The organism is Streptomyces sp. WZ-12, from assembly GCF_028898845.1.
Classification (GTDB): domain Bacteria; phylum Actinomycetota; class Actinomycetes; order Streptomycetales; family Streptomycetaceae; genus Streptomyces.
The window spans coordinates 9,130,995-9,157,112 of record NZ_CP118574.1 but is presented as its reverse complement, the minus strand read 5'-3'; the positions used below and the strand labels follow the sequence as shown (position 1 = coordinate 9,157,112).

General features: G+C 70.1%; 21 protein-coding genes. 3 read left to right on the top strand and 18 right to left on the bottom strand.

Annotated features, from left to right (window positions below):
* Positions 1 to 227 precede the first annotated feature (227 nt).
* The 3 genes from cysD to PV796_RS39990 are packed head-to-tail and all read right to left on the bottom strand — an operon-like array spanning position 228 to position 5,154.
* A complete protein-coding gene (gene cysD / locus PV796_RS40000) occupies positions 228 to 1,154 on the bottom strand; it encodes a sulfate adenylyltransferase subunit CysD (RefSeq protein WP_274918792.1) in 927 nt (308 codons plus the stop codon).
* On the bottom strand, positions 1,151 to 1,447 hold the full coding sequence (locus PV796_RS39995; RefSeq protein WP_274918790.1) for an adenylyl-sulfate kinase: 297 nt from the start codon (positions 1,445 to 1,447) through the stop codon (positions 1,151 to 1,153). The genes cysD and PV796_RS39995 overlap by 4 nt, the downstream gene beginning before the upstream one ends.
* On the bottom strand, positions 1,444 to 5,154 hold the full coding sequence (locus PV796_RS39990; RefSeq protein WP_274919396.1) for an ABC transporter ATP-binding protein: 3,711 nt from the start codon (positions 5,152 to 5,154) through the stop codon (positions 1,444 to 1,446). The genes PV796_RS39995 and PV796_RS39990 overlap by 4 nt, the downstream gene beginning before the upstream one ends.
* A gap of 738 nt (positions 5,155 to 5,892) precedes the next feature.
* On the opposite strand from PV796_RS39990, the gene PV796_RS39985 reads away from it, so the two are divergent.
* Positions 5,893 to 6,771 carry an AfsR/SARP family transcriptional regulator gene (locus tag PV796_RS39985; RefSeq protein ID WP_342456945.1) on the top strand — a complete coding sequence of 293 codons (879 nt, stop codon included), beginning with the start codon at positions 5,893 to 5,895 and terminating at the stop codon, positions 6,769 to 6,771.
* Between the two features lie 58 nt (positions 6,772 to 6,829).
* On the top strand, positions 6,830 to 7,636 hold the full coding sequence (locus PV796_RS39980) for a sulfotransferase family protein (protein WP_274918789.1): 807 nt from the start codon (positions 6,830 to 6,832) through the stop codon (positions 7,634 to 7,636).
* A 30-nt stretch (positions 7,637 to 7,666) separates the two neighbouring features.
* Here PV796_RS39980 and serS read toward each other — a convergent pair whose 3' ends face one another.
* Entirely contained in the window at positions 7,667 to 8,929 is a 1,263-nt protein-coding gene (serS, locus tag PV796_RS39975; protein ID WP_274918788.1) for a serine--tRNA ligase, read from the bottom strand.
* Positions 8,930 to 9,698: 769 nt separating this feature from the next.
* Between serS and rfbA the strand changes: the two genes are divergently transcribed.
* Positions 9,699 to 10,604, top strand: a complete 906-nt coding sequence (gene rfbA / locus PV796_RS39970) for a glucose-1-phosphate thymidylyltransferase RfbA (protein WP_274918787.1) — start codon at positions 9,699 to 9,701, stop codon at positions 10,602 to 10,604.
* Between the two features lie 167 nt (positions 10,605 to 10,771).
* Here the strand turns inward: rfbA and PV796_RS39965 are convergent, their stop codons facing one another.
* The 14 genes from PV796_RS39965 to PV796_RS42510 form a co-directional block, all read right to left on the bottom strand.
* Positions 10,772 to 11,656, bottom strand: coding sequence for a GNAT family N-acetyltransferase (locus PV796_RS39965; protein ID WP_274918786.1), 885 nt, complete (start codon positions 11,654 to 11,656; stop codon positions 10,772 to 10,774).
* A gap of 62 nt (positions 11,657 to 11,718) precedes the next feature.
* Positions 11,719 to 13,299, bottom strand: a complete 1,581-nt coding sequence (locus tag PV796_RS39960) for a VOC family protein (RefSeq protein WP_274918784.1) — start codon at positions 13,297 to 13,299, stop codon at positions 11,719 to 11,721.
* A 26-nt stretch (positions 13,300 to 13,325) separates the two neighbouring features.
* Positions 13,326 to 14,483, bottom strand: coding sequence for a DegT/DnrJ/EryC1/StrS family aminotransferase (locus PV796_RS39955; protein WP_274918783.1), 1,158 nt, complete (start codon positions 14,481 to 14,483; stop codon positions 13,326 to 13,328).
* The gene (locus PV796_RS39950; RefSeq protein WP_274918782.1) at positions 14,480 to 15,463 is read right to left on the bottom strand and encodes an aspartyl/asparaginyl beta-hydroxylase domain-containing protein; all 984 of its coding nucleotides are present in this window, start codon (positions 15,461 to 15,463) and stop codon (positions 14,480 to 14,482) included. Before PV796_RS39950 ends, PV796_RS39955 begins: the two co-directional genes overlap by 4 nt.
* 23 nt (positions 15,464 to 15,486) lie before the next feature.
* Complete coding sequence (locus tag PV796_RS39945; protein ID WP_274918781.1) at positions 15,487 to 15,882, bottom strand: DUF5990 family protein; 396 nt, start codon at positions 15,880 to 15,882, stop codon at positions 15,487 to 15,489.
* Complete coding sequence (locus tag PV796_RS39940; RefSeq protein ID WP_274918779.1) at positions 15,875 to 16,480, bottom strand: ankyrin repeat domain-containing protein; 606 nt, start codon at positions 16,478 to 16,480, stop codon at positions 15,875 to 15,877. Before PV796_RS39940 ends, PV796_RS39945 begins: the two co-directional genes overlap by 8 nt.
* A complete protein-coding gene (locus PV796_RS39935; RefSeq protein WP_274918778.1) occupies positions 16,477 to 18,231 on the bottom strand; it encodes a condensation domain-containing protein in 1,755 nt (584 codons plus the stop codon). The genes PV796_RS39940 and PV796_RS39935 overlap by 4 nt, the downstream gene beginning before the upstream one ends.
* On the bottom strand, positions 18,228 to 19,988 hold the full coding sequence (locus tag PV796_RS39930; protein ID WP_274918777.1) for an ABC transporter ATP-binding protein: 1,761 nt from the start codon (positions 19,986 to 19,988) through the stop codon (positions 18,228 to 18,230). Before PV796_RS39930 ends, PV796_RS39935 begins: the two co-directional genes overlap by 4 nt.
* On the bottom strand, positions 19,985 to 20,914 hold the full coding sequence (locus tag PV796_RS39925; protein WP_274918775.1) for an aspartyl/asparaginyl beta-hydroxylase domain-containing protein: 930 nt from the start codon (positions 20,912 to 20,914) through the stop codon (positions 19,985 to 19,987). Before PV796_RS39925 ends, PV796_RS39930 begins: the two co-directional genes overlap by 4 nt.
* An 83-nt stretch (positions 20,915 to 20,997) precedes the next feature.
* The gene (gene rfaE2, locus PV796_RS39920; RefSeq protein ID WP_274918774.1) at positions 20,998 to 22,491 is read right to left on the bottom strand and encodes a D-glycero-beta-D-manno-heptose 1-phosphate adenylyltransferase; all 1,494 of its coding nucleotides are present in this window, start codon (positions 22,489 to 22,491) and stop codon (positions 20,998 to 21,000) included.
* The gene (locus PV796_RS39915; protein WP_274918773.1) at positions 22,481 to 22,765 is read right to left on the bottom strand and encodes an acyl carrier protein; all 285 of its coding nucleotides are present in this window, start codon (positions 22,763 to 22,765) and stop codon (positions 22,481 to 22,483) included. The genes rfaE2 and PV796_RS39915 overlap by 11 nt, the downstream gene beginning before the upstream one ends.
* Positions 22,762 to 24,390 (bottom strand): carbamoyltransferase C-terminal domain-containing protein, encoded by a 1,629-nt coding sequence (locus PV796_RS39910; protein WP_274918772.1) that lies wholly within the window; start codon positions 24,388 to 24,390, stop codon positions 22,762 to 22,764. Before PV796_RS39910 ends, PV796_RS39915 begins: the two co-directional genes overlap by 4 nt.
* Entirely contained in the window at positions 24,380 to 25,531 is a 1,152-nt protein-coding gene (locus PV796_RS39905; RefSeq protein WP_274918771.1) for a glycosyltransferase family 9 protein, read from the bottom strand. The genes PV796_RS39910 and PV796_RS39905 overlap by 11 nt, the downstream gene beginning before the upstream one ends.
* A complete protein-coding gene (locus PV796_RS42510; protein ID WP_446750662.1) occupies positions 25,531 to 26,106 on the bottom strand; it encodes an MbtH family protein in 576 nt (191 codons plus the stop codon). Before PV796_RS42510 ends, PV796_RS39905 begins: the two co-directional genes overlap by 1 nt.
* Positions 26,107 to 26,118: the final 12 nt, after the last annotated feature.

Genomic DNA, 26,118 nt, shown 5'->3' with positions numbered 1-26,118 from the left:
GCTGGGACGGACTCGCACACATACCCATGTTCGACTCCCCCGACCCACACAACAACCGCCCTCCACGGCGGCAGGACACAGCACCACCGCGTCCGCATCGGCGCGGAGCGACCCGTGGGTGACCAGGACGACGGCGGGTTCGGCGGGGGTGGCGGCGTAGCGGTAGGCGACGGCGAAGCGCAGCAGAAAGGTGGCACCGGTGTCCACCGTGTGGGGGTTGCTCGTGGTCAGAAGTACCCCTCGCGCTTGCGGTCTTCCATGGCGGCTTCGGAGAGTTTGTCGTCGGCTCGGGTGGCGCCGCGTTCGGTGAGGCGGGAGGCGGCGATTTCGGCGATGACGGCGTTGATGGTGTCGGCGTTGGAGTCCACTGCGCCGGTGCAGGACATGTCGCCGACCGTGCGGTAGCGGACCGTGCGCCGCTGCAGGGTTTCACCGTCCTTGGGGCCGCCCCAGTCGCCGGGGGCCAGCCACATGCCGCCTCGTGAGAAGACTTCGCGCTCGTGGGCGTAGTAGATGGTGGGGAGTTCGATCTGTTCGCGGGCGATGTATTGCCAGACGTCCAGTTCGGTCCAGTTGGACAGGGGGAAGACGCGGACGTGTTCGCCGGGGGAGTGGCGGCCGTTGTAGAGCTGCCATAGTTCGGGGCGTTGGCGGCGGGGGTCCCAGCCGCCGAACTCGTCGCGGAGGGAGAAGACGCGTTCTTTGGCGCGGGCTTTTTCCTCGTCGCGGCGGCCGCCGCCGAAGACGGCGTCGAAGCGGTGGGATGCGATGGCGTCGAGGAGGGGGACGGTTTGCAGGGGGTTGCGGGTGCCGTCGGGGCGTTCGCGTACCTCGCCGCGGTCGATGAAGTCCTGGACGGAGGCGACGTGCAGGCGCAGGTGGTGGTGGGCGACGGTGCGGTCGCGGTAGTCGATGACCTCGGGGAAGTTGTGGCCGGTGTCGACGTGCAGCAACGCGAACGGCACCGGCGCCGGCGCGAACGCCTTGAGCGCCAGGTGCAACATCAGGATCGAGTCCTTGCCACCGGAGAACAGGATCACCGGCCGCTCGAACTCCCCCGCCACCTCACGGAAGATGTGCACCGCCTCCGACTCCAACGCATCCAGGTGCGACAGGGACGGGGACGCGCCGGAGTTCGCGCCCGGCGGGGTCATGCCAGGCTCCTTTCCTTGAGCAGCGTGTGGAGCGTCGCCGTGCAGGTGTCGATGCTGTCCCGGTCGGCCTGGATGCGCAGGTCGGGGGCGGCCGGGCGGTGGTGGCGGCTGAGGCCGAGATCGGCGGTGGGCAGCCTGCGGTTGTTGTCACCGTCCGGTGCCTGAACTCTGCTGGCCTGTCTGCGCAGTTGGCCGGCGAGCGCTTCGGTGAGTGTTGGCTTTCCGGTGCTCAGCGGGCCGGTCAGCCAGACGGTGCATCCTGGCCGGCAGGTACAGAAAACCCGGGGGGTCAATGGGGCCGGCCTTCCTGCTCGGGCGGGGATGAGGCGATGAAGGCCGACCAGAGCTCCGCGTAGGGGCCGTCGCCGGACAGCAGTTCGTCGTGGGTGCCGGTCTGCGCGACGCGTCCGCCGTCCAGGACCACCACGAAGTCGGCTGCGGCTGCGGTGTGCATCTGGTGGGTCACGACGATGGTGGTGCGGTGGCGGGAGAGCAGCCGGCGGGAGCGGTGCACGGCGGCCTCGTTGACGGGGTCGAGTGCCGCGGTGGCCTCGTCCATGATCAGGATGTCGGGGTCGACCAACTGGGCGCGGGCCAGGGCCAGTAGCTGGCGCTGGCCGGCGGACAGGCCGCGACCGCCCTCGCCGACCTGATGGTGGTAGCCGTGAGCGAGCGAGGCGATCATGTCGTGGGCGCCGACCGCGCGGGCCGCCCGCTCGACCTCGATGTCCGCGGCGTCCGGCCGTCCGTAGGCGATGTTGTCACGGGCCGTTCCGGCGAACAGGTACGCCTCCTGGGGGACGATCCCGAGTCTGCGCCGGTAGGCGGTGGGGTCGAATTCCCTCAGGTCGGCGCCGCCGATCCGGATGGCGCCCGCGGTCGGCGCGTAGAGCCCGGAGAGCAGTTGCACCACGGTGGACTTGCCCGCTCCGGTGCGGCCGACGAGTGCCGTGGTGCGGTCGGGAGGGATGACGACGTCGATGCCCGACAGTGCCTCGCGGGTGGTGGCCGGGTAGGCGAACCGCACGCCGTCCAGGGCGATGGGTCCGTCGAGCCGGGGTGGCAGCGCCAGCCGCCGCGCCGCGGGCACCGACTCGGGCGGTGGCGTCCGCAGCAGTTGGCTGACCCGCTCGAAGCCTGCGGCGGCCTGCTGGTAGCTGTCGAAGGACTGCGAGAGCTCCTGGACGGGCGAGAAGAACAGCTCGATGTAGAGGAGGAAGGCGGCGAGCACGCCGGCGCTGACGGAGCCGCCGGTCACCCAGCTCGCGCCGAGGGCGAGGACCAGCAGGACGCTGGTGTCCGCCAGCAACTGGACGAAGGAGAAGTACGCGGCCAGTTGGCACTGTGCCCGGTACTGAGCGGCCGTGAAGTCCCTGCTCCGCAGGTCGAAATGGCGTTGGCTGCGGCGCTCGTGGCGGTATGCCTGCACGGTGCGCAGGCCCGCGATGTTCTCCTCAAGGTCGGCGACCAGCGCGCCGGCGCGTTCCCGGGACGTCAGGTAGGCGCGCGAGGAGACGCGGCGGTACAGCAGGGTCGCCACGATGAGAGCCGGTTGCAGGGCGAGCACGGCCAGGGCCAGCGGCACGTTGATGATCAGCAGCAGGACGGCGACGGTGACGAGCGAGAGCAGGCTGAACAGGCCGTTGGTCAGGTCCGTCTGGAGGAAGGCCGACAGTTTCTCCATGTCGGCGGTCAGCCGGGTGATGATGCGGCCGGAGCCCTCCCGCGCGTAGTACTCCAGGTCTATCCGTTGGAGATGGCCGAACGCTTTGAGTCGGAGCGTGTAGAGGAGGCGTTCGCTGGTCCGCCCGCTGACCCGGTCCTTGGCCACGTTGATGCCCCAGGTGAACAGGACGACGCCGAGGCCCGCTAGGGAGGCGGCCAGCAAGGCGGCGGGGTCGGAGCCGCTGATGCCCTGGTCGATGCCGGTCCGTACGAGGGCGGGGAGGGTGAGGATGCCGGCCGCGCTGGCGATGACCAGGGCGAGGGAGAGGACCAGCGGGCCGGTGAGCGGGCGCAGCAGGTGGGGCAGTCGGAAGCCCGGTGGTACCCGGCGGGCGGCTTGTTCGTCGATGTTCGGGGTGTCGGTCGCGGCGGACAACTTCGCTGCCTCGGTGGCCAGTTCCGGTGGCGGTTCCGTGTCCGGCTTCCCGTTCGCGTCCTGGTCCTGGCCCTGGTGCCGTTCCCAGAGTGCGGAGTTGACGCCGGTGACCGGGTGGGGCGCGGTGCGGCGCGGTGGGTCGGCGCGCGGGTCCGCGGCGGCTACCAGGGCGCGGTAGGGCGGGCAGTTCTTCTTGAGCGCGCTGTGGGTGCCGGTGGCCAGGATTCTGCCCCCGTCCAGCAGGGCCACCCGGTCCGCCAAGGCCAGCGTGGATTCCCGGTACGCGATGACCAGCGCCGTCCTGTCACGCAGGGCGGCGCGCAGGCCGCGGTGGATGGCCGCGCTGGTCCTGGCGTCGACGGCGCCCGCCAGGTCGTCGATGACGAGGACGTCTGCGTCGCTGAGCAGGGCGCGGGCCAGCGCCAGGCGTTGCCGCTGGCCGCCGGAGAGTGTCTGGCCGCGTTCGCCGATGACCGTGTCGTAGCCCTGCGGCAGCGCCTCGATGAAGGTGTGGGCCTGGGCGGCGCGGGCGGCGGCGGTGATCTGGTCGGGGGTGGCGCCGGGGTTCCCGTAGGTGAGGTTGGCGCGGATGGTGTCGTGGAAGAGGAAGCTGTCCTGTAGGGCGATGGCGACCTTGGATCGCAGGGATTCCAGGGGGAGTTGACCGATGTCCTGTCCGTCGATGCGGATCGTGCCGTCGGCCGGTGGGTGGAAGCCGGTGAGCAGCATGGCGAGGGTGGATTTCCCCGAGCCTGCCGGGCCGACGAGCGCGACGGTCTCGCCGGGCCTGATCGTCAGCGAGACCCCGGCGAGCAGGGGCGGGTCCGCGTCGTACCGGAAGGCCACCCGGTCGAGTTCCACGGCGGCCGGCACGGGTGGGAAGCCGGCGGGTCGCGGCTCGCGGTCCGGCAGGTCCTGGGGGTGGTGCGGGGTGTGGCGGGTGGTGCGCGGGCCGGAGTCGATGATCTCGAACATCCGCTGGGCGCCGGCCTTGGTCTGCTGGGCCTCGGTCACCAGCGACGAGAGGACCATGGTGGGTTCCATCAACTGCGCCAGATAGGCGGAGAAGGCGAGGAAGGTGCCCAGTGAGATGTGGCCGCTGAGGGTCAGCCAGCCGCCGAGCGCCAGGATGCCGACCTGGCCCAGCGCCGACAGCATGCCCATCAGGGGGCCGTAACGGCTGCGCAGCCGTACCGACCGCACTCTGGAGGCGAAGAGGTCGCGGGCCGCCGTCCGCAACTTGGCCTGCTCCTGGTCCTCTTGGCCGAAGCTCTTGACGACCCGGACGCCGTCCACCGCCCCGCTCACCACTCCGGTGACGGCGCCGGTCTGTTCCTGCGCGTGCCAGGCGGCGGCGGACACCCGGACGAAGGCGCACCGGGCAACCCACCACAGGGCAAGGCCCGTTGCGGCGGCCACCAGTGTCAGGGTCGGCGACAGGACCAGCATCGCGGTGAGGGCGAAGACGAACAGCAGGGTCGAGCCGAGCATGGTCGGCAGGTTGTCCAGCAGCCGCTGCACGGTGGCGGCGTCGGACGTCATGCGGCTGATGAGCTGGCCCTTGCCCATCCGGTCCTGGGTGCGCCCGTCGTGGTGGACGAGAGCGTGGAACATGTCGGACCGCAGGGCGTGCAGCACTTCGAGGGAGAGCCGGCCGGCCGCGCGGCGCCTCGCGTATGAGGCGAGGAAACCCACCGAGATGACGGCCGCCATCGCGCCGAGCAGCGGCCCGAGCGGGCGGTGGTGGCGGCCGACCACGTCGTCGACGACGGAGCGGATGATCAGTGGTACGGCAGCGGTCGCGGCCGTACCGGCGGTGGTGGCGGCCACGACGACGGCCAGGGCGAGCGGATGTCTGCGGCAGTAGCGCAGCAGCTTCCGGATCCAGCCGCCGGCCATGCGGTCAGCTTGGCAGTCCACTTGAGCCTTCACGCCCCTCTTGTGACCAGCACGGCATGGCCTCCCACGAAGGTCCGGAAATTCACGCCGAAGCCTTGGCCGCCACCCCTCCTGGCGCACGGGGGCGGCGCTGTGCGCAGGTCGACGGGTGGCCCGGCCGCGCCCGATCAACCGGGGCCTGCCTGATCACGGGACCGCTGATCAATGCCGCGATGATCGCCCGGCGAGACGCAATATAACAGCGGACTTCCGGCTAACTGCACCATAACGACAGTTTTTTGCCGTTCCACACGGGCCAGTTACTGCTCCGCAGGCAGGGCATCTGTTTCCCCCGCCAGGTTTTGGTCATCCGCGACGAGGGAAGTGCACGGTTCCGGCCGACGCGAGAGAGGCAGATTCACGCTAAAGATATCCACATATCGCGTATCGATTGACGCGACCCGATGCATGCCGCAGCGTGCTTCCTGGCGTGAAACGAACTGCCTTTGCTTCACGCTTCCGAGGTAGCTGGTAGACATGGCCGGAAGAGTACCAAGATGACGGTTAGTCACAGAGCGCCCGATCACCCTCCTACGCCCACCTGGCGCGCGCCACCCACGCGCGTCACTGTCGGCCGGCTGGTTTTTCGGGGTCGATGACCGGGCCCCGGTACAGGAGGAGGGGAATGATGTGAGGCGCGGCGAATTCTCACCCTCCGTGCGACCATGAGGGCCCTCGTCAAGATCAACGTCACTCATCATGACGCACAGGAGAACGGGGATGAAATTTACTCTCCTGGGGCCGCTGACCGCGACCCATAACGGAAAGCGGATGCCCTGCGGAAGTACCAAGCAACAGATTCTCTTATCCTACTTGCTGCTGCACGCCAACCGGCAGGTCACGGTGGCGGAGCTCATCGAGGCTCTGTGGGGCGTACACCCTCCGGTATCCGCGGTCAAGAACATCCAACTCTACGTGGGACGACTGCGCCGGACGCTGCGGTCGACCGAATCCGAGCAGCGGCTGCACACCGTGGGCAAGGGCTATCTGCTGTCCGCAGGACCCGACGAGATCGACCTGGAGCACTGCCACCGGCTCATCCAGCGCGGCACGTTGGCCTGGCGCGCGTCCGAACGGGACGACGCGGCACGCCTGTTCGCCGAGGCCCTGAGTCTCTGGCGGGGACGCCCCCTGTCGGCGCTGATGGGCACCGCCTCCATGGCCGCGGAGATCCGATGTCTTGAGGAGCTGCGGCTGATGCTGCACGAGAACTACATCGAGGTGCTCTTGGAGGCGGGGCGGCACCGGGAGGTCGTGTCTGACCTGCAACGTCTGGTCGATGCCCATCCCCATCACGAACGGCTCAGGTTCCAGTTGATGCTGGCCCTCGCCCGGGCGGGCGACCGGCTGACGGCACTGGCCGCCTACCGGGACGGCTACCACCTCCTGGCCAAGGACCTCGGGATAGAGCCCTGTCGCGCGCTACGGGAACTCCACGACTCGATCCTGACCGACACAGTTCCCCCCGTGCCCCAGCAGCCGGAAGGTCGGCCTCGCGGAGCGGTCTCCTCCCCGCACCGCGAGGCCGACCTCCCGTCGTTTCCGGAACACCTCCGCGCGGTCAGTGTGCGGCCCTAACCCCGCCCTAACTCCGATCGAACCCGCCCGATTTCAACGATTCAGCCAAGGAGAGCCTATGCGTTTCATCTTCGTCGGGGGCTGTGCCCGCTCCGGAACCTCGCTCGTCCAGAAGCTACTGGCCAGCCATTCACGGATCGTCGGCGGGCCGGAATTCGACCACACCGCCGGGATCTTCGAGCTGTACCGGTCCATGTCGGTGGAGTGGCGGTTGGCACGGCAGTCGTTCTACTACGAGGGCACTGAACTCGCCCGCGCCTTCAAGGATTTCTATGAGGGTTTCTTCGCCCCGGTCGTCGAACGGAAGGCGGGTGCCGACTTCGTGTCGGAGAAGACGCCGAGCAATATCTTCGCCGCGGAAACCCTGCTGGAGCTGTGGCCGGACGCCGTCTTCGTGAACGTGGTGCGAGACGGGCGTGACGTGCTGCTGTCCCACGAGGACGTGAACCGGCGCTACCGACAGCGCGGGGAACGCAATCCGGAGCGGGACACCCTGCTGAGCGTGAGTCGGCACTGGAACGCCTGTGCCGACGCGTACTTCTCCCTCATCAACAGACCGGAACTCCGGGACCGGGTATTCCTGATCGAGTTCGAAAGGCTGGTCGCCGCGCCGCAGGAAGAGCTTTCCCGGCTCTTCGACTTTCTCGGCCTGACTGTTGAGGAACGCCAGTTGTGCCCGGAGGAGATCACCGAGCAGGAAACCGGTGTCGCGCTGGAAGGCGCGTACTTCACGAAGTCGCTGTACCGCCAGCCGTTCAACACTGGGAAGACGGCGCGGTGGCGCCGGGAGATGGGCACGGCCAAGCGGACCGCTTCGACCGCGCTGCTCCGCGCCAATCTGCGCCGCTTCCACTACCCCGTCTGACCGGGGCGTACGGGGCCGGCGGCATCGCGTCTATCGGACCTTGGGGCGCTGCTGTTCGGCCGGGCGTACGGGGATCACGTCGCTGCCGAGGTGGGGCCTGAGGAGTGCGGGCACCTCGATCGAGCCGTCTTCCTGCTGGTAGTTCTCCATGATCGACAAGATCAGGCGGTCACAGAACCCGGTCGCGGAGATGGTGTGCGGGAAGCCCTTCTCCCCGTCGATCTTGTAGCGGATGCGGCCGCGCCGCGCCTGGAAGTCCCCCATGTTGGTGTTGGAGGTCATCTCGCGGTACCGCTCCTGGAAGGGCAGCCAGGCTTCGGTGTCGTACTTCATGCGGCCGGGCGCACCCAGGTCCTGCGAGCCGGTGAGCACCACCTGGTAGGGAATGCCGAGCTCACGCATCAGCCATTCCTCGTTCTCCAGGCAGAGTTGGTGGTAGCGCTCGCTCTCGGACGGGTGGCAGTAGACGAACTGCTCCAGCTTGTAGAACTGGTGCACCCGCAGGATTCCGGCGGTGTCACGTCCATAACTTCCGGCCTCGGTGCGGAAACACATCGAGTCGCCGAGGTAGAGCAGCGGAAGTCTGGTCAGGATTTCCCCGACGTGCATGCCGAGCAGGGACTGCTCGCTGGTGCCGATCAGGGACAGGTCGGAGTCGTTGACTGTGAAGTTGTCCTTGTCCTGGAACGGCAGGTAGCCGGAGGCGTAAAGGGTCTCCCGGCGGGCCAGGTAGGGCGGCGAGACCAGGTCGAAGCCCTGCTCGCGGGCGCGCTTGGTGAACAGGTCCGTCAGGGCGTAGCGGATCTGGACGGCTTCGTTCATCAGCAGGTAGAAGCGGGAGCCGGCGACGTTCACCCCGCGCGGGATGTCGATGGTGGCGGTGAGCCGGCCGAGTTCCTCGTGGGAACGCGGGGCGAAATCGAAGGACGGCGGGGTGCCGACGGTCCGGACGATTTCGTTCTCTTCTTCGCCGCCGACCGGGACCCGGGGGTCGAGCATGTTGGGCAGACGTTCCAGGATCTGCCGCAACGCCTCCTCGATTCCCTCTAGTTGGGCCTCCAGGTGGGTCCGGTCCTCCTTGAGTGCGTTGGCCTTGCGCCGGTGTCCCTCCTGGTCGGTGGTGTTCTTCCATTCGCGGCCCAGCACGGTGATGCCGTGCCGCGTTTCGTCCAGTCGCGTGATGGTTTCGCGCCGTTCACGGTCGAGCGAGGCGATCCGCTCGATGTCGACTTCGTAACCCCGGTGGGCGCAGTTCTCGATGACGGCCTCGGGGTTTTCCAGAATGAACTTCACATCAAGCACGGTTGACCCTAACGATGTTCCGTTTCGGTATGGGCATCAGAATGCGCCACGGCGAGAAAGTTTCGGTAAGCGGTGGTTTTCGCTTCGGCCACGGCCGGCCAGGAGCCGTGAACGGCGCGGGCGACGAACGGGACGCCGTGACATCGGCCGGCAGACCACCGGCCAGCGCTTCGAGCAGGCACAGCGAGAAGGTATCAGCCGCGATCGACGGGGAACAGAAACGGCGGCTCGGGCCAGGGGTTGGTCGGGGGCCCGGCGGCGGTCGCACGGTCAGACGCATCCCGCTGTCCCCGCCGGTCACGGTGTGGGGAACGTCGAAGTGTTCGGCCAGTGCCGCCCTGAGCGCGTGCGGGCGAGGTGTCTGTTGTGCTGGCCGCTTCCATGACGTGTGCAAGGGCGAGTTGTTCCACGGACAGTCCGGGGCGGTTCCTGGCGTGTCGGGCTCGCGGCAGCCACCAGGCCGAAGCCGCCCTCTACTTCGACGCCATGACCCGCATACGCTGGAACGAAGCGCCCACGGCCTACTCAGCACGGCGCACGGTCAAGAGTAGGTCCGCGCACGTAGTCGTCCGGTGCCGCAAAAGTAGGTGGCAGGTGAGCGGCGCACAGGCTCCATCAACCGGGCCAGTTCCCGGTCATCGCACCGCTCTCGTCTACGACTTGAGGCAACACAAGGGGCTTTCGGAGGAGACGTGACCCATCCCATGTTCCGGGCTGCGCGCCGCAGGGTCGTCTGCCCCTGTCGTACGGTCTCGATCCGGTGAAGGGCATAGTCCTGGCGGGTGGGAACGGGACACGACTGCTGCCCCTCACCCTGGTGGGCTCCAAACATCTGGCCCCGGTCTACGACAAGCCGATGGTCTATTACCCGCTGTCGGTGCTCATGCTCGCGGGCATCAACGACGTCCTCATCGTCACCCGCCCCGCGGAGATCGAGCTGTTCCGCAGGTTGTTCGGAAGCGGCAGCAGGCTCGGCATGCGCATCGGCTACGCGGCCCAGGCGGAGCCGCGGGGCATCGCCGACGCCTTTCGTGTGGGTGCGGACCACATCCGGGGCGAGGACTGCGCCCTGGTGTTGGGCGACAACCTCTTCCACGGCGCCGAACTGCCCGCCCTGCTGCGCAGCACGACGCAGGGGTTGCGTGGCTGTGTCCTCTTCGGCCACCAGGTCGCCGACCCCCGGCGTTTCGGGGTCGCCGAGGTCGACGCCAGGGGCCGTCTGCTCTCCGTTGAGGAAAAGCCTGAGCACCCGCGTTCCCACCTCGCGATCCCGGGCCTGTATTTCTTCGACGACACCGTGACGGACATCGCGCGAGGTCTGCACCCCTCCGCACGCGGCGAGTTGGAGATCACCGACGTGCTGCGCGCGTACCTGATGGCGGGGCGTGCCCATCTGGTGCGGCTCGGCAGCGGCGTGACCTGGCTGGACGCCGGGACCCACGAGTCCCTGCTCGCCGCGGGCCGGTTCGTCCGGGACGTACAGCACCACCAGGGCACCCGCCTTGGCTGTGTCGAGGAAGTCGCCCTGCGCATGGGGTTCATCAATGCGGACGCCTGCTACGAGTTGGGCGCCGAGATGAGCGACTCCCCCTACGGCCAGTACCTCATGGCGAGCGCCCGCGCGCACCGCCTCAGCCGGACGCCCGCCACCTCCCCGGAGGAATGACGTCGCCCCCGGTCACCGGCGCCGTCATCGGGTCCGCATGCGCCCGCATGCCGCGCCATGCCTGTGGCGGCAACCGGGGCCAGGTGCGCCGGGGGGCGACGGCCGCAGGGGCCGCGACGGGCACTGCTCGATCCGTGACGACAAGGCGCGCGCCGAAGCCGGGCTATTCAAGCCGGCGCGCTGAAGACGAGTCGGTGGCCCTCGGGCAGCTCGAACGTGAACTCGCGTACGCCCCACGGCTGTTCGGTGGGTGGCTCGACCCGTCCGGCCCCCGATGCGACGGCTCGTCGGTGGAGCTCGTCCAGTTCGGTGGCGGCGTCGAGGGCCAGGGTCACCGGCGCGCTCTGCGCCCCCGACGCGGTGACGAGTCGGATGCTGGGCCCGACGCTCCACGGCCCCAGTACGAGCCCGGCGACCTCGACGGGTTCGCCCACCGAGAAGGACACCCGGCCGGACAGCACCGCTCGCAGCAGACTGAGGGTGGCCGCTACGTCGGTCACCGGGAGCACCGGTTCAACGCGCAGTACGGGGGTCGGTTCCTGTTTGTGCTGCGGGTTCGTCAGGCCCAACACGGCCACCTCGTGGGGGTGCGTGCGGTGAGCGTAGCGCTGGGCCAGGGTGCCCTGGCGGACCAGGCCCAGGCGTTGGCAGACGGCGAGCGACCGCGCGTTGCTCGCCTCGACCCATGCCTCCACCCTGTCGAGTCCGGCGTGCGTGAAGGCGTACTCGATGGCCGCCGCCGCGGCTTCGGTGGCGAAGCCCCGCCCCCAGGCGTGCCTGGCCAGGATCCAGGTCAGTCCGGGAATCTCCACCGCGCCCAGCAGGCCGACCAGCCCCACGACCGTCCCGCCCTCGTCCCGGACCGTCCACAGCATGGCGCCGCTGCGCGCGTTCTCCTCGGCCAGCAGGCGCTGCGTTTCGGCCGCGGTGGCGGTCGCCGGACGGGTCCACCAGGTCATGACCTCCGGATCGCCGTACGCCGCGTGCAGCCCTTCGGCGTCTGCTGCGGGGTCCAGCGGCGCCAGACTGAGGCGGGGGGTTGCCAGTTTCACCGATGTGAGCCCTTTCTCGACAGGCTTGTCAGGAACGTGCGTTGAGCTTTTCGACCCCGGGGTCAGGGCGTGTGGTTCGCCGTGCCGACGATCCGGTCGGCAGTGCTCGGGTCGAGCCCCCGATCGGTGACCAGATGCTGACGAACCAACTCTCCTGCCGCGGCGGGGTCCAATCCGATGTCGCGTTGCTGCTGCTCGATGGTGGCCTGCCGTTCCCGGTAGCCGGCCGGCAGTCTTTCCACCGATGCGCACAGCACAGCGTACTCGGCGGCCAGGTAGAGCTTGCGGAATGTGGAGGCGTGAAAATACCGGCCGTAGTAGCTGATGCCGCCGACATGGACCAGTTCATCGGAAAGGTCCTGCTGCCAGACCGGTTTGCCCGCGTTGGTGGCCGCGGTGAACATGTTCTGCGTCCGGTGCGCCAGGGGCCGCACCGCGTGTGTGCGGTAGCCCGTGGCCGCGGCGGCGATCTGGTACCCGACCAGCGTGTCGAAGAACGGGGCCTCGACCGGGGCCTGTGGGCGTCCACGCTCGTCGGGTGGCAACACTTCCAGCAGCAGCCGACGTTGGGCGGCAGTGGGCACGCGGCAGTAGGTCCGGTGGTGCAGCAGGGGCACCGTGCGGCCGTGCCAGTCGTAGTTTGCCGGGGAGAGATACCTTTTCCTGGCGCGTAGTTCGGCGATCACCGCGGCGTTGAGGAACACCAGGTGAGTGCAGCCGAGCGGCACGCCGGGGGCCGCCTGGTAGGTCCAGATCGCGTTGACCGCCACGCCCTCGTCGAACGAGGCGAGGTCGGAGAAGACCGTCGGCTCCAGCACGAAACAGTCGATGTCGACGTATCCGAAGTTCGTCTTGTTGGCGTCGAACAGGAATTCCCACGCCGTGTTGTCGTCGATTTCCAGCGTGGAGTTGTACATCGGGCGGTCGAGGTTCTCGTTCAGCCACCGCTGCTCCTCGCCGGTGAGCCCGGAGCCGAACAGCACCAGGTTCACCGCCGCCGGAATGTGCTTTTCCGCGGCGATGACCCAGTGCAGCAGGCCGCTGGTGAAGAACATGTACACCGGGTCGCGATGGCTCGGCAGGCTTGCGTAGAACCGCTCGAACCCGGCGTACTCCGCGCGTTCCTGCCGTGCGAACCGGCGGTCGCGTGCGGCGTTGCGAACCCGTGCGGGGACTGCCCGTTCGGTGAGCTGCCGCAGTGCCGGACGCCATCCGTCGTCGGCCTCGGCGAAGGCCAGTCTGTTGCCCCAGTCGTCGCGGATCTCCAGCATGCGGTCGGAGAGGGTGGAGATGCCGATGCCCACGTCTATGCGGACGCCGCGGGTCCGCAGTTCGTCGGCCACTCGATCGATGTCGTCGACGAAGAAGGCGGCGTCCCAGTACGCCTGGTCCGATTGGCGGCGGGCCGGTCCGCCTGTTGCTTCCGCACCCTCCTCGCTCCGCGTCAACAGCACGGTGCCGCCGCGGTGTTGGGCGGCGCACAGTGCCGCATGGGGGTGTGCGCCACCGAGCAGTCTGACCTGGTCGAACCCCAACTGGTCACGGTAGAAGCGGACGGCCCGGTCCAGGTCGCCCACCCGCAGGCAGGGCACCCCCTGCCCGCTGCCGAGTGCCAGTCTCGCGAGTTTCCGTGTCACGCTCACCGCAGCGTCTCCTTACCGTACGGGTGTCAGGGTGCCGTGATCCCCGCCAGTTCGCTCACCTCGGCCACGGCGGCGCGGAGTTCGGTGGCGACCGTGTCGAGCTGGGTGTCGTCGAGTCCCTGGTGCAGCGGGATGCACAGGGTCTCCGCCGCCGCGCGCTCCGCGCCGGGCAGTGCCGGCTGCGTTCCGTAGGCGCTGACCAGATGCAGCGGCGCGTAGCGGAAGCTGGTGTAGATCCCGCGCCGGTACAGCCGGGTGGCGACCTCGTCGCGGATGCGCCGGTCCATCTGTACCCAGTAGAAGTAGTACGAGGATTCGTGTCCCGGTGGTGGCGGCGCCGGGCGACGCAGTCCGGCCGCGCCCGCGAGTCGGTCGTCGTACCAGTGGGTGATCTCCTGTCGCCGGCGGACGAACGACGGCAGCTTCGCGAGCTGTACCGTCCCGATCGCCGAGGAGATGTCGTTGGTGATCGACCGGCGGCCGAACGGCCCGACCTGGAACTCCCACCAGCGTCCCCCGGTGCTGGCCTGCGCGTATCCGCTGACCTGTCGCAGCCCCAAGTAGGATAGTTCGGCGGCTCGTTGGGCCAGCGCGGGGTCCCTGGCGTAGAGCATGCCGCCGTCGCCCGTCACAAGGATCTTCATCGGGTCGAAGCTCCACAGGCCGATGTCGCCGAACGTGCCGCAGGCGGTGGCTGATACCCGTGAAGCCACCGCGCAGGCGGCGTCCTCGATCAGCGGGATCCCGCGGTCCCGGCACAGCGCGGCGATGTTCTCGATGTCGCCTGGGTAGCCGCCGTAGTGCAGCACCAGGACGGCGCGGGTGGCCGCGGTCAGCCGCGGTGCGATATGGGCCACGCTCGGGTTGAGCGTGTGCGGATCGACGTCGCAGAACACGGGGGTGCCGCCCCGCGCCGCCACCGCGTTCGCCGCGCCGACGAAGCTCACCGAGGGCAGCACCACCTCGTCACCCGGCCCGATCTCCAGCAGCTCCGCGGCCAGGAACAGCCCCTCGGTGCAGGAGTTCAGCGAGACGAGCCGGTCGGCCGGCACGCCGAGGTGGGCGGCGAACGCCGCTTCGAACTCGCCGGTCCTGGTCCCCTTTCCCAGCCATCCGCTGGCGAACACCGCACGGACTTCCGCCAACTCCTCCTCGCCCAGGGCGGGTTCGAACAAGTTGATCACTTCAGTGGCCCCGGTATGTCGTCCGGGCGTTCCCAACGGACCTGGTCGCCGTCGAGGTGCACGCCGGTCAGTCCGGTGCCCGCCATGTAGGTCGCGACCAGTTCACGCACCCCGGCGTCCGGGGTGAGGGTGATCTCCCCGTCGCGGATGGCCACCCGTTCCACACCGCGTTCCCTCATGAACTCGATGATCTGCTCCTCGAAGTTCCGCCGTCGTCCGAGCACGCGCTGCCGGTGGTCGCCGTGCAGGTCCGGGTGGAGCACGTCGAGGATCAGCACCACCCGGTCCTCGGTGCCGCGGTGCCACACCTCGTGCTCGAAGGAGTCGTCGAAGACCAGGCATTTCCCTTCCTGCCACTGCATTTTCCGGTCCGCGACGCGGATGCTCACGCCGTCCGGCACGATGAGCGGGAGGTGGATCCGCAGCAGCCCGTTCGTCGGCCCGCAGTGCGGCATGATGTGGGTGCCGGGGGAAACCCTGGACATCGTGATCACCCCCGGGCTGAGCTCGGTGACGTCGGGGATCTTCTCCACGATGCTCGCCGTGACCGGGAACCGTACCCGGACGTGACTGAGCCATCGGCCGTCCCGGTAGAGGTGCGCCTGCTTCCAGGAGCCCTTGCGGATCAGTCCGGCGTCGTCGGTGGTCGAGACCACCGGATCGAGCGGGGTGTCGAGGACCCGCTCGACCTCCGCCCTGATCCGGGGGTAGTTCTCCTCCAGGTAGCCGATGAACCAGAACTCGCCGGGATCGTGCACCGGTTGCGCTTGCAGCCCGGGGATGTGCTCTCGGGCCCGTTGCAGGGGCTGGTCCCAAACCCCTTGCCGGACCGCCTCGTTGGCGCACTCCATGGCCTTCGCCGTCTCGCCCGCGTAGTGCCAGGCGTCGATCAGGCTCGCGTAGTAGCGCCGGATCATCTGCGTCAGGTAGGCGCGCGTGCCGACGGTGCCGGGGGCGCCCGCACTCTCGTTCTCGGTCATGTTCCCCCTCCTGTCCTTTCCTGTTACACGGCGGACCAGCCGTCCCCGTCGAGAAGCGCCCGGCTCCGGTCGGCGTCGACCACCGTCGCGTGGATCTCCGCCTGTCCCGCCACCGCATCCGCCGCGGGCAGGATGATCTTGGTGCGGCGCTGCCACGGCTCCTCCCCCTGCCCCCTGAAGCTCAGGTAGAGGAAGCGTTCCTTGGGGGTGCCGTGGACGAACGGGCCGCCGAAGTCGTTGCGTTGGGGTCCGGCCGCCCTGCTCTCGCGCACGGTGAGGTCCACCTCGTAGCGGACCGAACCGTCGGGGGCGCTGACGCCCTCGACCAGTTCTCCCGACGTGTCCTGCAGCCCGACGCCCGCCGCGTGCTCGGTCGGGTCGGCCCAGGTCACCACCGCGTGCAGGGTCTGGTCAGCCATGGTTGCTCCCGGTGGTCGTTTCGGTGATGAGGTCGAGGTCGTCGGGCACCGCGAAGCCCAGTTCCTGCCGGCAGAAGCGCTCCCATCGCGGAGTGCGGGCGTCGAACACGATGTCCTCGCCGGGCCAGATCCCCGAGGTGACGGTGAGGTCGTGGTGCAGGTAGACGAGCGTGTCGCCCGGCAGGGGGGCGCCGTCCGGGCGCTGCGCGGCCCCGGCGGGCCAGTCGGGGTAGGCCCGCAGCGCATCGAGCGGATAGGCCCGGCAGTAGGGCATCCAGGAGGAGGCCGGGTCCTCGCCGGTGGACTGCCGCACCCTCTCCCGCAGGATGCGGGCCGCTTCCCGGTGGCCGGCCGCCAACGCGATCTCGTACGGCGGCCGTTCGTCCTCGCCGGTGGCCAGCGGGTCCGCCCCCGCGGCCAGCAGGGCCCTGACCGTCGCCGCGTCACCGTGGCCCGCCGCCCAGTCCAGTGCGGTCCATCCCGCCGCGTCCCTGGCCGCCAACTCCTCTCCCGTCGGCGCCAGATCGCCGATCGCCTTGCTGTCACCGGTCTTGCTCGCTGTCCACAACGCGGTCTCGCGTCGGCTCCCAGCAGTCATCCGTGCTCCTTCGACGGTGGTGTGTCGGCTGTCCACGCGGTCACCAGGGTGGTGAGGGTCGGCGCGCGCAGAAAGTCCGTCAACGCAATCCGGACACCATGCTCTTCCTCGATCCGCTTCAGCAGCACCGCGGCGTCCACGTCGGTCCTGCCGTTCTGGAAGAATTCGCCCGAACGGTGTCCCGGACCGACGGCCTGCGCCCAGATGTCGAGCAGCCGGGCGTCGATCCGTCCGGCGTTCTTCGCCATCCAGTCGGCCGCGCATCGGGTGCGCGGCCGCGGGACGGCAGCCCGGGTGATCGCCTCCCCCGCGGCCTGCGGACGGATTCGGGAGAGCCGGATGTCGGGGCGTTCCAGGATCTGCCGCACCACCGTGCCGTACCAGCGGAGCCACCTCGGCCCGGCGCCGGCAGTGTACAGCTCGGCGGTACACCGGAGTTGGCACACGAGCGGGCCGGCTCCGTAGTCGAAACAGTTGACGCTGAGGTCCGCGTGCTCCGGGACCAGGTGCGGCCCGCGGGGCCCGTCGTCCAGGCTGACCAGCGTCGCCGAGAGTCCCGAGGACAGTCGCGCCTCGGCGCGCGGGGCGGCCAGCAGGTTGAAGTAGACCTGCTTGAGCGGGTGCGGTCTCAACTCCCGTGCCGGGTCGAGACCTTGCACCAGGTCGTCGCGCGGCATGTTCTTGCGGTCGCGGGCCCTGAGCACCGCGTCACTGGTGCGGTGCAGCACCTCGCGGAAGTCCGGGTCGCCGGTGAGGTCGTTGGGTATGACCAGGTAGTCCGAGAGGGGGCCCACCAGTGCCGTCGCGAGGTTGCTACCACGGTTCGCCGACGAGGACGCGGTGACCATCGTGTCGACGCCGCAGACGCGGGCCAGCAGGCAGTGGAAGGCCGCCAGCAGCGTCACGAAGAGCGTGACGTTCTCCCGCCTGCTCCACGCGCGGAGCCGATCGCTCACGGTGGGATCGAGGTTCTCGGCGTGCGTCCAACTGCGGGCCGGTATGCCCGTGCTTCTCGGGTGGTCGGCGGGCAGTGGCAGCGCGGTGATCCCCCGGAGCCTGCGCTGCCAGCCCAACAGTTCCTCGGCCCGGGCCTGCGGTGACCACTGTGCGGCCTCCCAGGCGGCGTAGTCCGCGTAGTCATGGCCGTGCGCGCGAGGCTCCGCCGGGCGGCCGGCCGATGCTGCCTGGTAGAGAGCGCTCAGCTCCTGGCTGAGCAGCGGGATCGACCAGAAGTCCGCCGCGATGTGGGGGATCGACAACACCAGCAGGTGGTCGGCGGGGGCGAACCCGACCAGGGCGAACCGGCAGGGCGGGCGCCGGTCGAGCGCGTACCCGCTCAGCGCGGCACGGTGCAGTTCCCTGAGTTCCCGCTCGCGGTCCGCGTCGGTGGGCAGCGCGCTGAAGTCGACGAACGGCACGGAGATCCGGTCCGTCGGCTCGATGACCTGTCGGGGTGCCCCGTCGAGCACCGGGAACCTGGTGCGCAGCGATTCGTGCCGTGCCAGCAGCGCGCGCAGTGCGGTGCGCAGCGCGGGTACCCGCGGTGGTCCGCGCAGCCGCAGCAACATGGCGTCATAGAGCGGGGTGTCGCCGAACTCCTGGTAGTGCAGCCAGTCGTGGCGCTGGTTCGGGGACAGGTCGAGTGGCCCATGTCTCGGGAGCAGCGGAACACCGCTGGGGGCGGGCGCCTTCCCGGTGCGATCACGACCGCCCCGCGCCGCGAGCAGCCGACGCAGCGGCCCGCGCCTCATCGCGGGACCTCGGTGGTGGCGAGCCGGCGGTACAGCGGGTCCGAGCGCAGGAGTTCGGTGTGCCGCCCGGCGCCCCGGACCCGTCCCTCGTCGAGTACGACCACAAGGTCTGCCTGGCGGGCCACCGAGATGCGGTGGGTGACCGCCAGCACGGTGCGGGCCCTGGACTGGTCGACGATGGTGCGCAGCAGGATCTCCTCGCTGTCGGCGTCCAGTTGTGAGGTCACCTCGTCCAACAGGAGCACGTCGGCGCGGCGCAGCAGGGCGCGGGCCACCGCCAGGCGTTGGCGCTGCCCGCCGGAGACCGAGACGGCGCGCTCGTCGACCGTGGTGTCCAGGCCGCGCGGCAGGCTGGCGAGCCACTCGGCGAGCCCGACGGCGCGCAGGGTGTCGAGCACTTCCCCGTCGTCGGTGCAGTCGGTCCCGTAGCACACCGCCTGTCGGATCGTCGCGCCGAGCAGCGGGGCGTCCTGTTCCACGTAGGCCAGCCGGCGGCGCAGTTCGGAGCGGCGGAGGGCGCGGATGTCGACGCCGTCGAGGAACACGCGTCCCCGATCGGCGTCCAGGAACCGTTCGACGAGGTTGAGCAGTGTGGTCTTGCCGATGCCGGACGGTCCGGTGATGACCGTGAGTCCACGCGGCACGTGCAGCGAGACCCCGTTGAGGACCGCGCTGCCGTCGTAGCCCGCGGACACCTTCTCCAGCACGATGCCGGTGGACGGCCGGTCAGCGGTCGGGTCCGGTGCCGGTGTCGCGTCGGCGTCCGCCGCCTCGGGTTCGGCCGGGACGTCCAGGACCCGCTGGATCCGGCCCAGTGCGGCAAGTCCCTCCGAGACCGCGCTCGCCGCCTGGGTCATCGCCCCGACCGGGGCCCGTAGGTACATGACGTAGAGCAGGAAGGCGACCAGGTCGCTGAAGGACAGTGTGCCGGCGGCGATCTTCGCCGCGCCCATGCCCAGCGCGGTCAGGAACATCACGTCCATGATCACTCCGCTGCAGGCGCCGATCAGCGCGGACCAGCCGGCCGCCCGTACGCCCTGCCGGTAGGCGACTTCGGCCCGGCCGACGACACCGCGGGTCTCGTGTGCCTCGGTGCCGAACGCCTTGACCGTGCGGAACGCCACGAGCACCCGTTGCAGCCCGGCGAGCATCTCGCCGACGCTGGACTGTGTCGCCTTGGTGGCCTGGTAGAGCCGGCGCAGGACCAGCCATTCGATGCCGGCTCCGAGGAGGACGATCGCCAGCAGCACCAGCACCATCGTCAGGTCGGTCAGCGCCATCAGCAGCACGGTGGCCAGCAGTACCAGCGGGGCGCCGGCGCCCCGGACCAACGCCTCGGCCACGGCGCGTTCCAGCAGCGTGGTGTCGCTGCCGACTCTGGAGAGCACCTCGCCGACGGGCTCCCGCTGCACCGTCACGACCCGGGCCCGCAGCAGCGCGCCGATCATGTCGGAGCGCGCGCCGAGCACGATCCGCTGCCCGAACCGGCCCAGGAGGTAGTTGCTGGTGAACAGCAGCACGCCGGACAGCACGGCCACCGCGCTGAGTGCCACCAGGCCGGGCACGAAGCTGGCGCCGGTGGTGACGGAGTCCAACAGCCACTTCACCACGCGCGGTTGAGCCAGCACGATGCCGTAGGAGAGCAGGTCGAGGACGAGCAGCCCGGCCATCGCCGCGCCCATGCCCCGGCCGAGTCTCCACAGCAGCGGCAACTGCGACCAGGTGGACGGCCGGGCGGACGGCGTTGACTCAGTCACCGGTACTCGTACCTGGCCTTTCCGTCCCGGAGTTCGATGGCCGTCGCGTTGCTCTCTCGCAGGTACCGGGTGACCAGGCTGGTGACACCGCGGTCGGCGGTGAGTCGCAGGGCGTCCTCGGTGAGTTCGGCCCGTTGGATGCCGCGCGCGCTCATGTAGGAGCTGATGCGTTGGTCGAATTCGGTGCGGGCGGACAGGATCCAGTCGCGGACGCTGGGGTCGAGGGCGTGGTGGGAGACGTCGAGCAGCAGCACGACCCGGGGCTGGGTGCCGTCGTGCCAGACCTCGTGCTCGAAGGAGTCGTCGAAGACCAGGCATTGGCCTTCCTGCCAGCTCAGCGTCTGGTCACCGACCCTGATCCGGGGGCCTTCGGGGGCCCGTAGGCCGAGGTGGACCCGGTGGCGTGCGTTGGAGCCGCCGCAGTGCGGTCGGATGTGCGTGCCGGGGTACAGCCACGACAGGGTGACCACGCCCGGGCCTCCGCTGCTGGCCTCCGGGATGCCCTCGATGACGCTCGCGGTGACGGGGAACCGTTCGCAGACGTCGGCGAAGCGGTGTCCGGCCTCATAGAACGTCACCTGCTCCCAGCGGCCGCGGTCCAGCAGCGGCTCCTCGACCGGGAGGAAGCCGCCCGGGGAGGCCACGGTGACCGTGTCGAGTTCGGCGCGGATCCTGGGGTAGCTGTCGGCCAGGTAACCGGTGAACCAGAACTGTGCCGGGTCGAAGACCGGGCACGGCTCCAACGAGGGCACGTAGTGTTCCGGGCGCTGTTCGGGATGGCGCCAGATGCCCTGGGCCACGGCGAGTTCCGCGCAGGCCCGCGCGGCGTGCCGGTCGCCCTCGGCGAGCAGGGCGTCGATGAGGGCGCGGTAGTGCCGCCGGGCGTCGGTCGTGCGCCGGATGCCGGTGCTCGGGGCCGTGTTCATCGCATGCCTCCGGGGGAGCCCGGGCCTTCGGGCCGGGGAGGGGTCGGACACCGGCGCTCGCGTGGGGAGGACGTCATGTCGCCTCACGCCCCCTTCTGGTCCTGGCCGGCGCGGTGTTCGTCCGCGCTCGGCAGTGCGTGGATATCGCGGATGATCTTGCTGGTGGACAAGTCGTCAACGGTGCTGAGCAGTTCGACCGAGCCGCCCAGCCGCTCGACCAGCGGGGCCTCCGGCAGGGTCCGGCGGGTGTAGTCGCTGCCCTTGACGTAGTGGTCCGGTCGCAGCCGTGCGATCAGTTCGGTGGGGCTGTCCGCCTCGAACGGCACGACGAGGTCGACGCAGCCCAGAGCGGCCAGCACCCGCATCCGCTCGGAGAGCGGAATCACCGGCCGGGCCGGCCCCTTGAGCCTGCGCACGCTCGCGTCGGAGTTCACCCCGACCACGAGCAGCCCGCCGAGTGCCTTGGCCCGGCTGAGCAGGGACACATGGCCGCCGTGCAGGATGTCGAAGCAGCCGTTGGTGAAGACGACTCGCTGGGCGCGGTGGGGCACGTCGGTGAGCCAGCGGGGCAGTTCGCCGTCCGCGAGGAGCTTTCCGGTCTCCGACAGCCGGCGGCGCAGCTCCTCGGCGGTGCAGTGTGCCGTGCCCGGCTTGCGCACGGCGATGTCGGCGGCCGACGAGGCGAGTTCGGCGGCGGTGCCGGGGTCGGCGCCGGTGGCCAGTGCCATGGCCAGCGCCGCGGTGAAGGTGTCCCCGGCCCCGATCGTCATCCCGAACTCGCCGTCGGCGTAGGTGCGCAGGCTCGGGCGTCCGGCCTGCACGATCACCGCGCCGTCGCGGTCCAGGGTGATCGCCGCCAGGTTGGCGCCGCTGCGTTCCAGCACCTGCTCGGCGTGGTCCATCATCTGCCGCACCCGACCGCGGCCGCGCGCGGGGGCGGGGAGGCCGAGCAGGTCCAGGGTTTCCGCGTGGTTCGGCGTGACCGCGTCGGGCCGGATCGCGCGGAACGCCGACGGCGCCCTGGAGTCGACCACGAGCAGCGGGCGCCGGGGCGAGGCGGCCAGCGCGGCACGCACCTCGGGGGTGAAGGTGCCGTAGTCGTAGTCGCAGGCGATCACCGCGTCGCACCAGTGGAGTTGTTCGGTCAAGCGGGCGGCGAGCGCGGCGGAGGCGCTGGGGCCGAGCGGCCTCCGGCTGCCCTCGTCCATCCGCAGCAGCATCTGCCGCGGGGCCAGCACCCGGGTCTTGACCACCGTCGATCGGGTCCGGTCGGTCAGCAGGTGTTCGGTGCCGACCGCGGCCGACGCCAGGGCCCGTCGCAGCCGCCGCCCGGCGGGATCCGCGCCGACGACGGCCAGCAGCCGGGTCCGTGCGCCCAGCGCGGTGAGGTTGGCGGCCACGTTGGCGGCGCCGCCGCACTGGTCGCGCGCGCCGGTGACCTCGACCACCGGAACGGGGGCTTCCCGCCCCAACCCCACCGGGTCGCCGGTGACATAGCCGTCCACGATGGCGTCTCCGACGACGACGGTGCGGACGCCGGCCATGGCGGTCAGCAGGGCCAGCAGGTCACTCGTCACGGCCCGGCCCCCGTTCGGCACCGGACCGCCGTTGGATGTGGTCGGCCATCCCGGCGATGGACTGGGTCTCCATCAGGACGCGGACGGACAGGCTCACCCCGAGCCGCTCCTCGACCGCGCTGATGAGCCGGACGGCGGCGACCGAATCGCCGCCGAGGTCCAGGAACCGCTGGGTGCGGCCGATCCGTTCCAGCCGTAGTGCCGCACACCACGGTCCGGTCAACTCGCGTTCGAGTCGGCGCCGTTGGTACCACCCCCTGATGCCGGAACTCATGGCCGCCTCCGCCGGCTGACGAGGGTGTGCGGCAGCACCAGGTAGTCCAGGCCGGCCTCCAACAGGGTGCGCACCGCGTCTTTGGGGGTCTCCGCGATCGGCTCCCCCTTGGTGTTGAGGCTCGTGTTGAGCAGCAGGGGCACCCCGGTGCGCGCTTCGAAGGCGCGGATCACGTCGTAGTAGGCCGGGTTGTCCTCGCGGCGGACGGTCTGGAGCCGTGCGGTGCCGTCGACATGGGTGACCGCGGGCACCGTCGGCCTGCGCACCGGTGAGGCGCGCAGCATGAACGGGCTGTCGGCGAATCCGAACCAGTCGGTCGCCCGTTCGTTGAGGACCGCCGGCGCGAACGGCCGGAAGTGCTCCCGGAGTTTGATCTGCGCGTTGAGCCGGTGGCGCATGGTCGGGCTCCTCGGGTCGGCGAGGATGCTGCGGTGCCCCAGTGCCCGGGGGCCGATCTCGCTGGCGCCGTCGAACCAGCCGACGACCGCGCCGTCGGCGAGCAGGTCGGCGGTCCTGCCGAGGTAGTCGTCGACGGTGTCCACGTGCAGTTCGCTCGCGTACTCGTGCAGGGCACGCCGCTCGGCCTCGGCGGAGTAGGTCCGGACCGAGTACATCAGCTCGGTGTTGTGGTGCTGGCGCCTCGGATTTCCCAGGACGTGGTGCCAGTACCACAGGGCGGCGCCGATGGCGGTGCCGTCGTCGCCGCAGGCCGGGTGGAAGTGGATCCGCTCGAACTCCGAGGCGGCGAAGGCCGGTTCGGTGGCGACCACGTTCAGCGAGGTGCCGCCGGACAGGCACAGGTTGCGCCCGATCCGGTTGCGGACGGCGATCGGGCCGAGCTCGGCGAACAGCGTCCGCATCTGTTCGTCCAGTCCGCGCTGCACGTAGTACGCCAACCGCGCGTTGAGCTGCCGGTCCCCCACCGTGATCGGGACCGGGTCCCGGTCGGCGAGGGCGACCAACTCCTCGAAGCTCTTGATCCCGGCCGAGGCCGGCATTTCGGGTGCGTCGGTGGCGCCGTAGGGAGCCAGCCCCATCACCTTGCCCGCGCCGACGATGCTGGTCCCGAACAGCCGCTCGGCGACGTAGCAGTAGCCGACGTTGGCGTTGAACCACGCGTCGAAATCGCGCCGCAGCGGATACAGCTTGGTGCCCCGGCCCAGGTAGGCGCGGCAGCCGATGGGATCGATGGCCACCGAGACCGCGGAGTCGAACGGCGAGGTGTAGAAGCTGGCCGCGGCGTGCAGCAGGTGGTGTTCGGGGTTGACGGTGCACGGCAGGCGCGTGCCGTCGATGGCGACCCGGGCATGGCGCTGGTCCACCCAGAACTCCGGCCAGGTCTCCTTGAGGTCCGAGCCGTGCAGCAGGACGATGTCCGGCGAATCCATGGTGTGCAGATTGCAGAGCAGCACATGGTCCACGTCGGACAGCGCGAGGCCGGCCTGGTCGAGCAGTTCGGCCAGGTCGGCGGCGCGCAGCCCCGGGTGTTTCTTGCGCCGGGAGAAGCGTTCGGTGCTGACGAAGCCCGCCATCCTTCCCTCGGACAGCAGGACCGCGGCGCCGTCGTGGTTGAAGTTGATCGACAGGATGTTCCGGACCGATGCCGCCGGGGGTTCAGTGCGCACCCGAGACCTCCGCTTTCCCCGGCTCGGACGTCGCCGTCCCGAGCAGCCGTGACGCCACGGCCCACACCTGGTCGACCCCGATGTCGGACAGACACCTCGGATAGCGCCCCGCGGCCGAGGAGTAGGGGATCGGGCAGTCGTGCGCACAGCGCCGGCCGGCCAGTTCGTCGGGCCGATGGGTGGCCGACTGGCACGGGTAACGCAGCGACACCCCGTGGTGGTGCGGGTAGATCCTGGCCCAGAGGAACTGGGTGCCGGTGGGGCCGTACAGGACCACGGTCGGCAGGCGCACCGCGGCGGCGATGTGGGCGAGCGCGGAGTCGTTGCCGACCAACAGGTCCATCTCGGCCAGCAGGTTCGCCGTCCGGTCGAGGCTGCGGCCGGTGACCACCTCGACGGCCGCCGTCGGTCGTCCGGCCGTGATGGCGCCGGCCAGGGCGAGCAGGTCCGCGCGCTCCTCGCCGGTGCCCAGCAGGTAGCAGACGGCGCCGTGTTGACCGATCGCGCGGCGGCACAGTTCGGCGTAGCGGTCGGGCGGCCATCGGCGGTTCCAGTGCGGAGCGCCGCCGGGGTGCACGGCGAGCCGCGGTACGCCGACGGGCAGGTCCGGCGGCGGCTGGCCGGTTCTCGGCAGTGGCGGTACCACGGCGCCCGGCCGGAGCCCGCCGGTCAGGCCGAGCGTCGCGGCCAGCGCCGACGCGTGGTCGAACAGGTCGGCCCGGCCCAGCAGGGGCGGGGGCAGCCGGAGCGGGTCGGTGAGGTCGCCGGGAGCGGTACCGGGGCCACTCAGTCCCAGGCGGACCGGGATGCCGGCCCGCCGTGCCTCCGGTGCGCCCAGACCGCGGCTGTCCGGATCGACGAAGCACACCCGTGCGCCGAGCGCGGCCAGTTGAGCGTGGAACCGTGCCCACCGATCCGGGTCCGGGTCGCCCGGGTCCGGGCACTCCAGCACGTCCGTCGCATAGCTGTGCCGCGCGAAGAACTCCGCGAACCGTCCCGCCACCGTGCTGCCGGTGACCATGGTGAGCCGGGCCGTCGGGAAGGCCCGGCGGAGCAGGGCCAACGCGATGTTGCGCTGCACCAGGTCGCCGAGCCCCGGCTCCACGAGGCGGGCGAGGACACACACGCCGTCCACCGCCATCACTCCGGGCGGCGTGCCAGGCTCGCCTGACCGGTGAGGGTGCCGAGGTCAACGGTGGCGGCGCAGGTCAACGGCACGAAGTCCAGCTCCAGTTGTCCGCCGATCCGGACCGTTCCGGTGCCGGCGGCGAAGTCCGCCCCGGCCTGCTCGTAGTCCCCCTCGGCCAGCTCGATCCCGAGTTCGGTGCCGCCGTCGGTGCCCGCGAACCGGAGGAAGACATAGCCGCGGTCGATCGACTCCTTGAACGCGGCGGCGGTGCGGTCGGGGCGGAGCGAGACCTCGATCGGGTGGGTACCGGTGGTCAGCCGCTCCACCAGGGTCGGCGTGCCCTCGAACGGGTCCTCGGGCACGTCTTCGGACAGCCCGTCGGGGTGCTCCGCCATGAAGGTGCGCAGGCTCAACGGGCGCATGTCGGTCCAGACCTCACCGATGTAGGACAGGCACTCCTCGCGTCCCCCGGTCTTGCCGACCGTGGTCCAGCCGTCGGGCACGTCCTGATCGGTGGGCCAGATCGAATACTGTTCCTCGGCGTTGCGCACCACGTGGTAGGTGCGCTCGTCCACGGTCTCGGTCATGGGGCGGTGCTC

What these genes read in the sequence shown, in the direction of transcription:
- cysD (WP_274918792.1), bottom strand. Translation starts at nt 1,154, where the DNA reads ATGACCCCGCCGGGCGCGAACTCCGGCGCGTCCCCGTCCCTGTCGCAC.
- PV796_RS39990 (WP_274919396.1), bottom strand. Translation starts at nt 5,154, where the DNA reads ATGGCCGGCGGCTGGATCCGGAAGCTGCTGCGCTACTGCCGCAGACAT.
- PV796_RS39985 (WP_342456945.1), top strand. Translation starts at nt 5,893, where the DNA reads ATGACGCACAGGAGAACGGGGATGAAATTTACTCTCCTGGGGCCGCTG.
- PV796_RS39980 (WP_274918789.1), top strand. Translation starts at nt 6,830, where the DNA reads ATGCGTTTCATCTTCGTCGGGGGCTGTGCCCGCTCCGGAACCTCGCTC.
- PV796_RS39950 (WP_274918782.1), bottom strand. Translation starts at nt 15,463, where the DNA reads ATGACCGAGAACGAGAGTGCGGGCGCCCCCGGCACCGTCGGCACGCGC.
- PV796_RS39945 (WP_274918781.1), bottom strand. Translation starts at nt 15,882, where the DNA reads ATGGCTGACCAGACCCTGCACGCGGTGGTGACCTGGGCCGACCCGACC.
- PV796_RS39940 (WP_274918779.1), bottom strand. Translation starts at nt 16,480, where the DNA reads ATGACTGCTGGGAGCCGACGCGAGACCGCGTTGTGGACAGCGAGCAAG.
- PV796_RS39935 (WP_274918778.1), bottom strand. Translation starts at nt 18,231, where the DNA reads ATGAGGCGCGGGCCGCTGCGTCGGCTGCTCGCGGCGCGGGGCGGTCGT.
- PV796_RS39925 (WP_274918775.1), bottom strand. Translation starts at nt 20,914, where the DNA reads ATGAACACGGCCCCGAGCACCGGCATCCGGCGCACGACCGACGCCCGG.
- PV796_RS39915 (WP_274918773.1), bottom strand. Translation starts at nt 22,765, where the DNA reads ATGAGTTCCGGCATCAGGGGGTGGTACCAACGGCGCCGACTCGAACGC.
- PV796_RS39905 (WP_274918771.1), bottom strand. Translation starts at nt 25,531, where the DNA reads ATGGCGGTGGACGGCGTGTGTGTCCTCGCCCGCCTCGTGGAGCCGGGG.
- PV796_RS42510 (WP_446750662.1), bottom strand. Translation starts at nt 26,106, where the DNA reads ATGACCGAGACCGTGGACGAGCGCACCTACCACGTGGTGCGCAACGCC.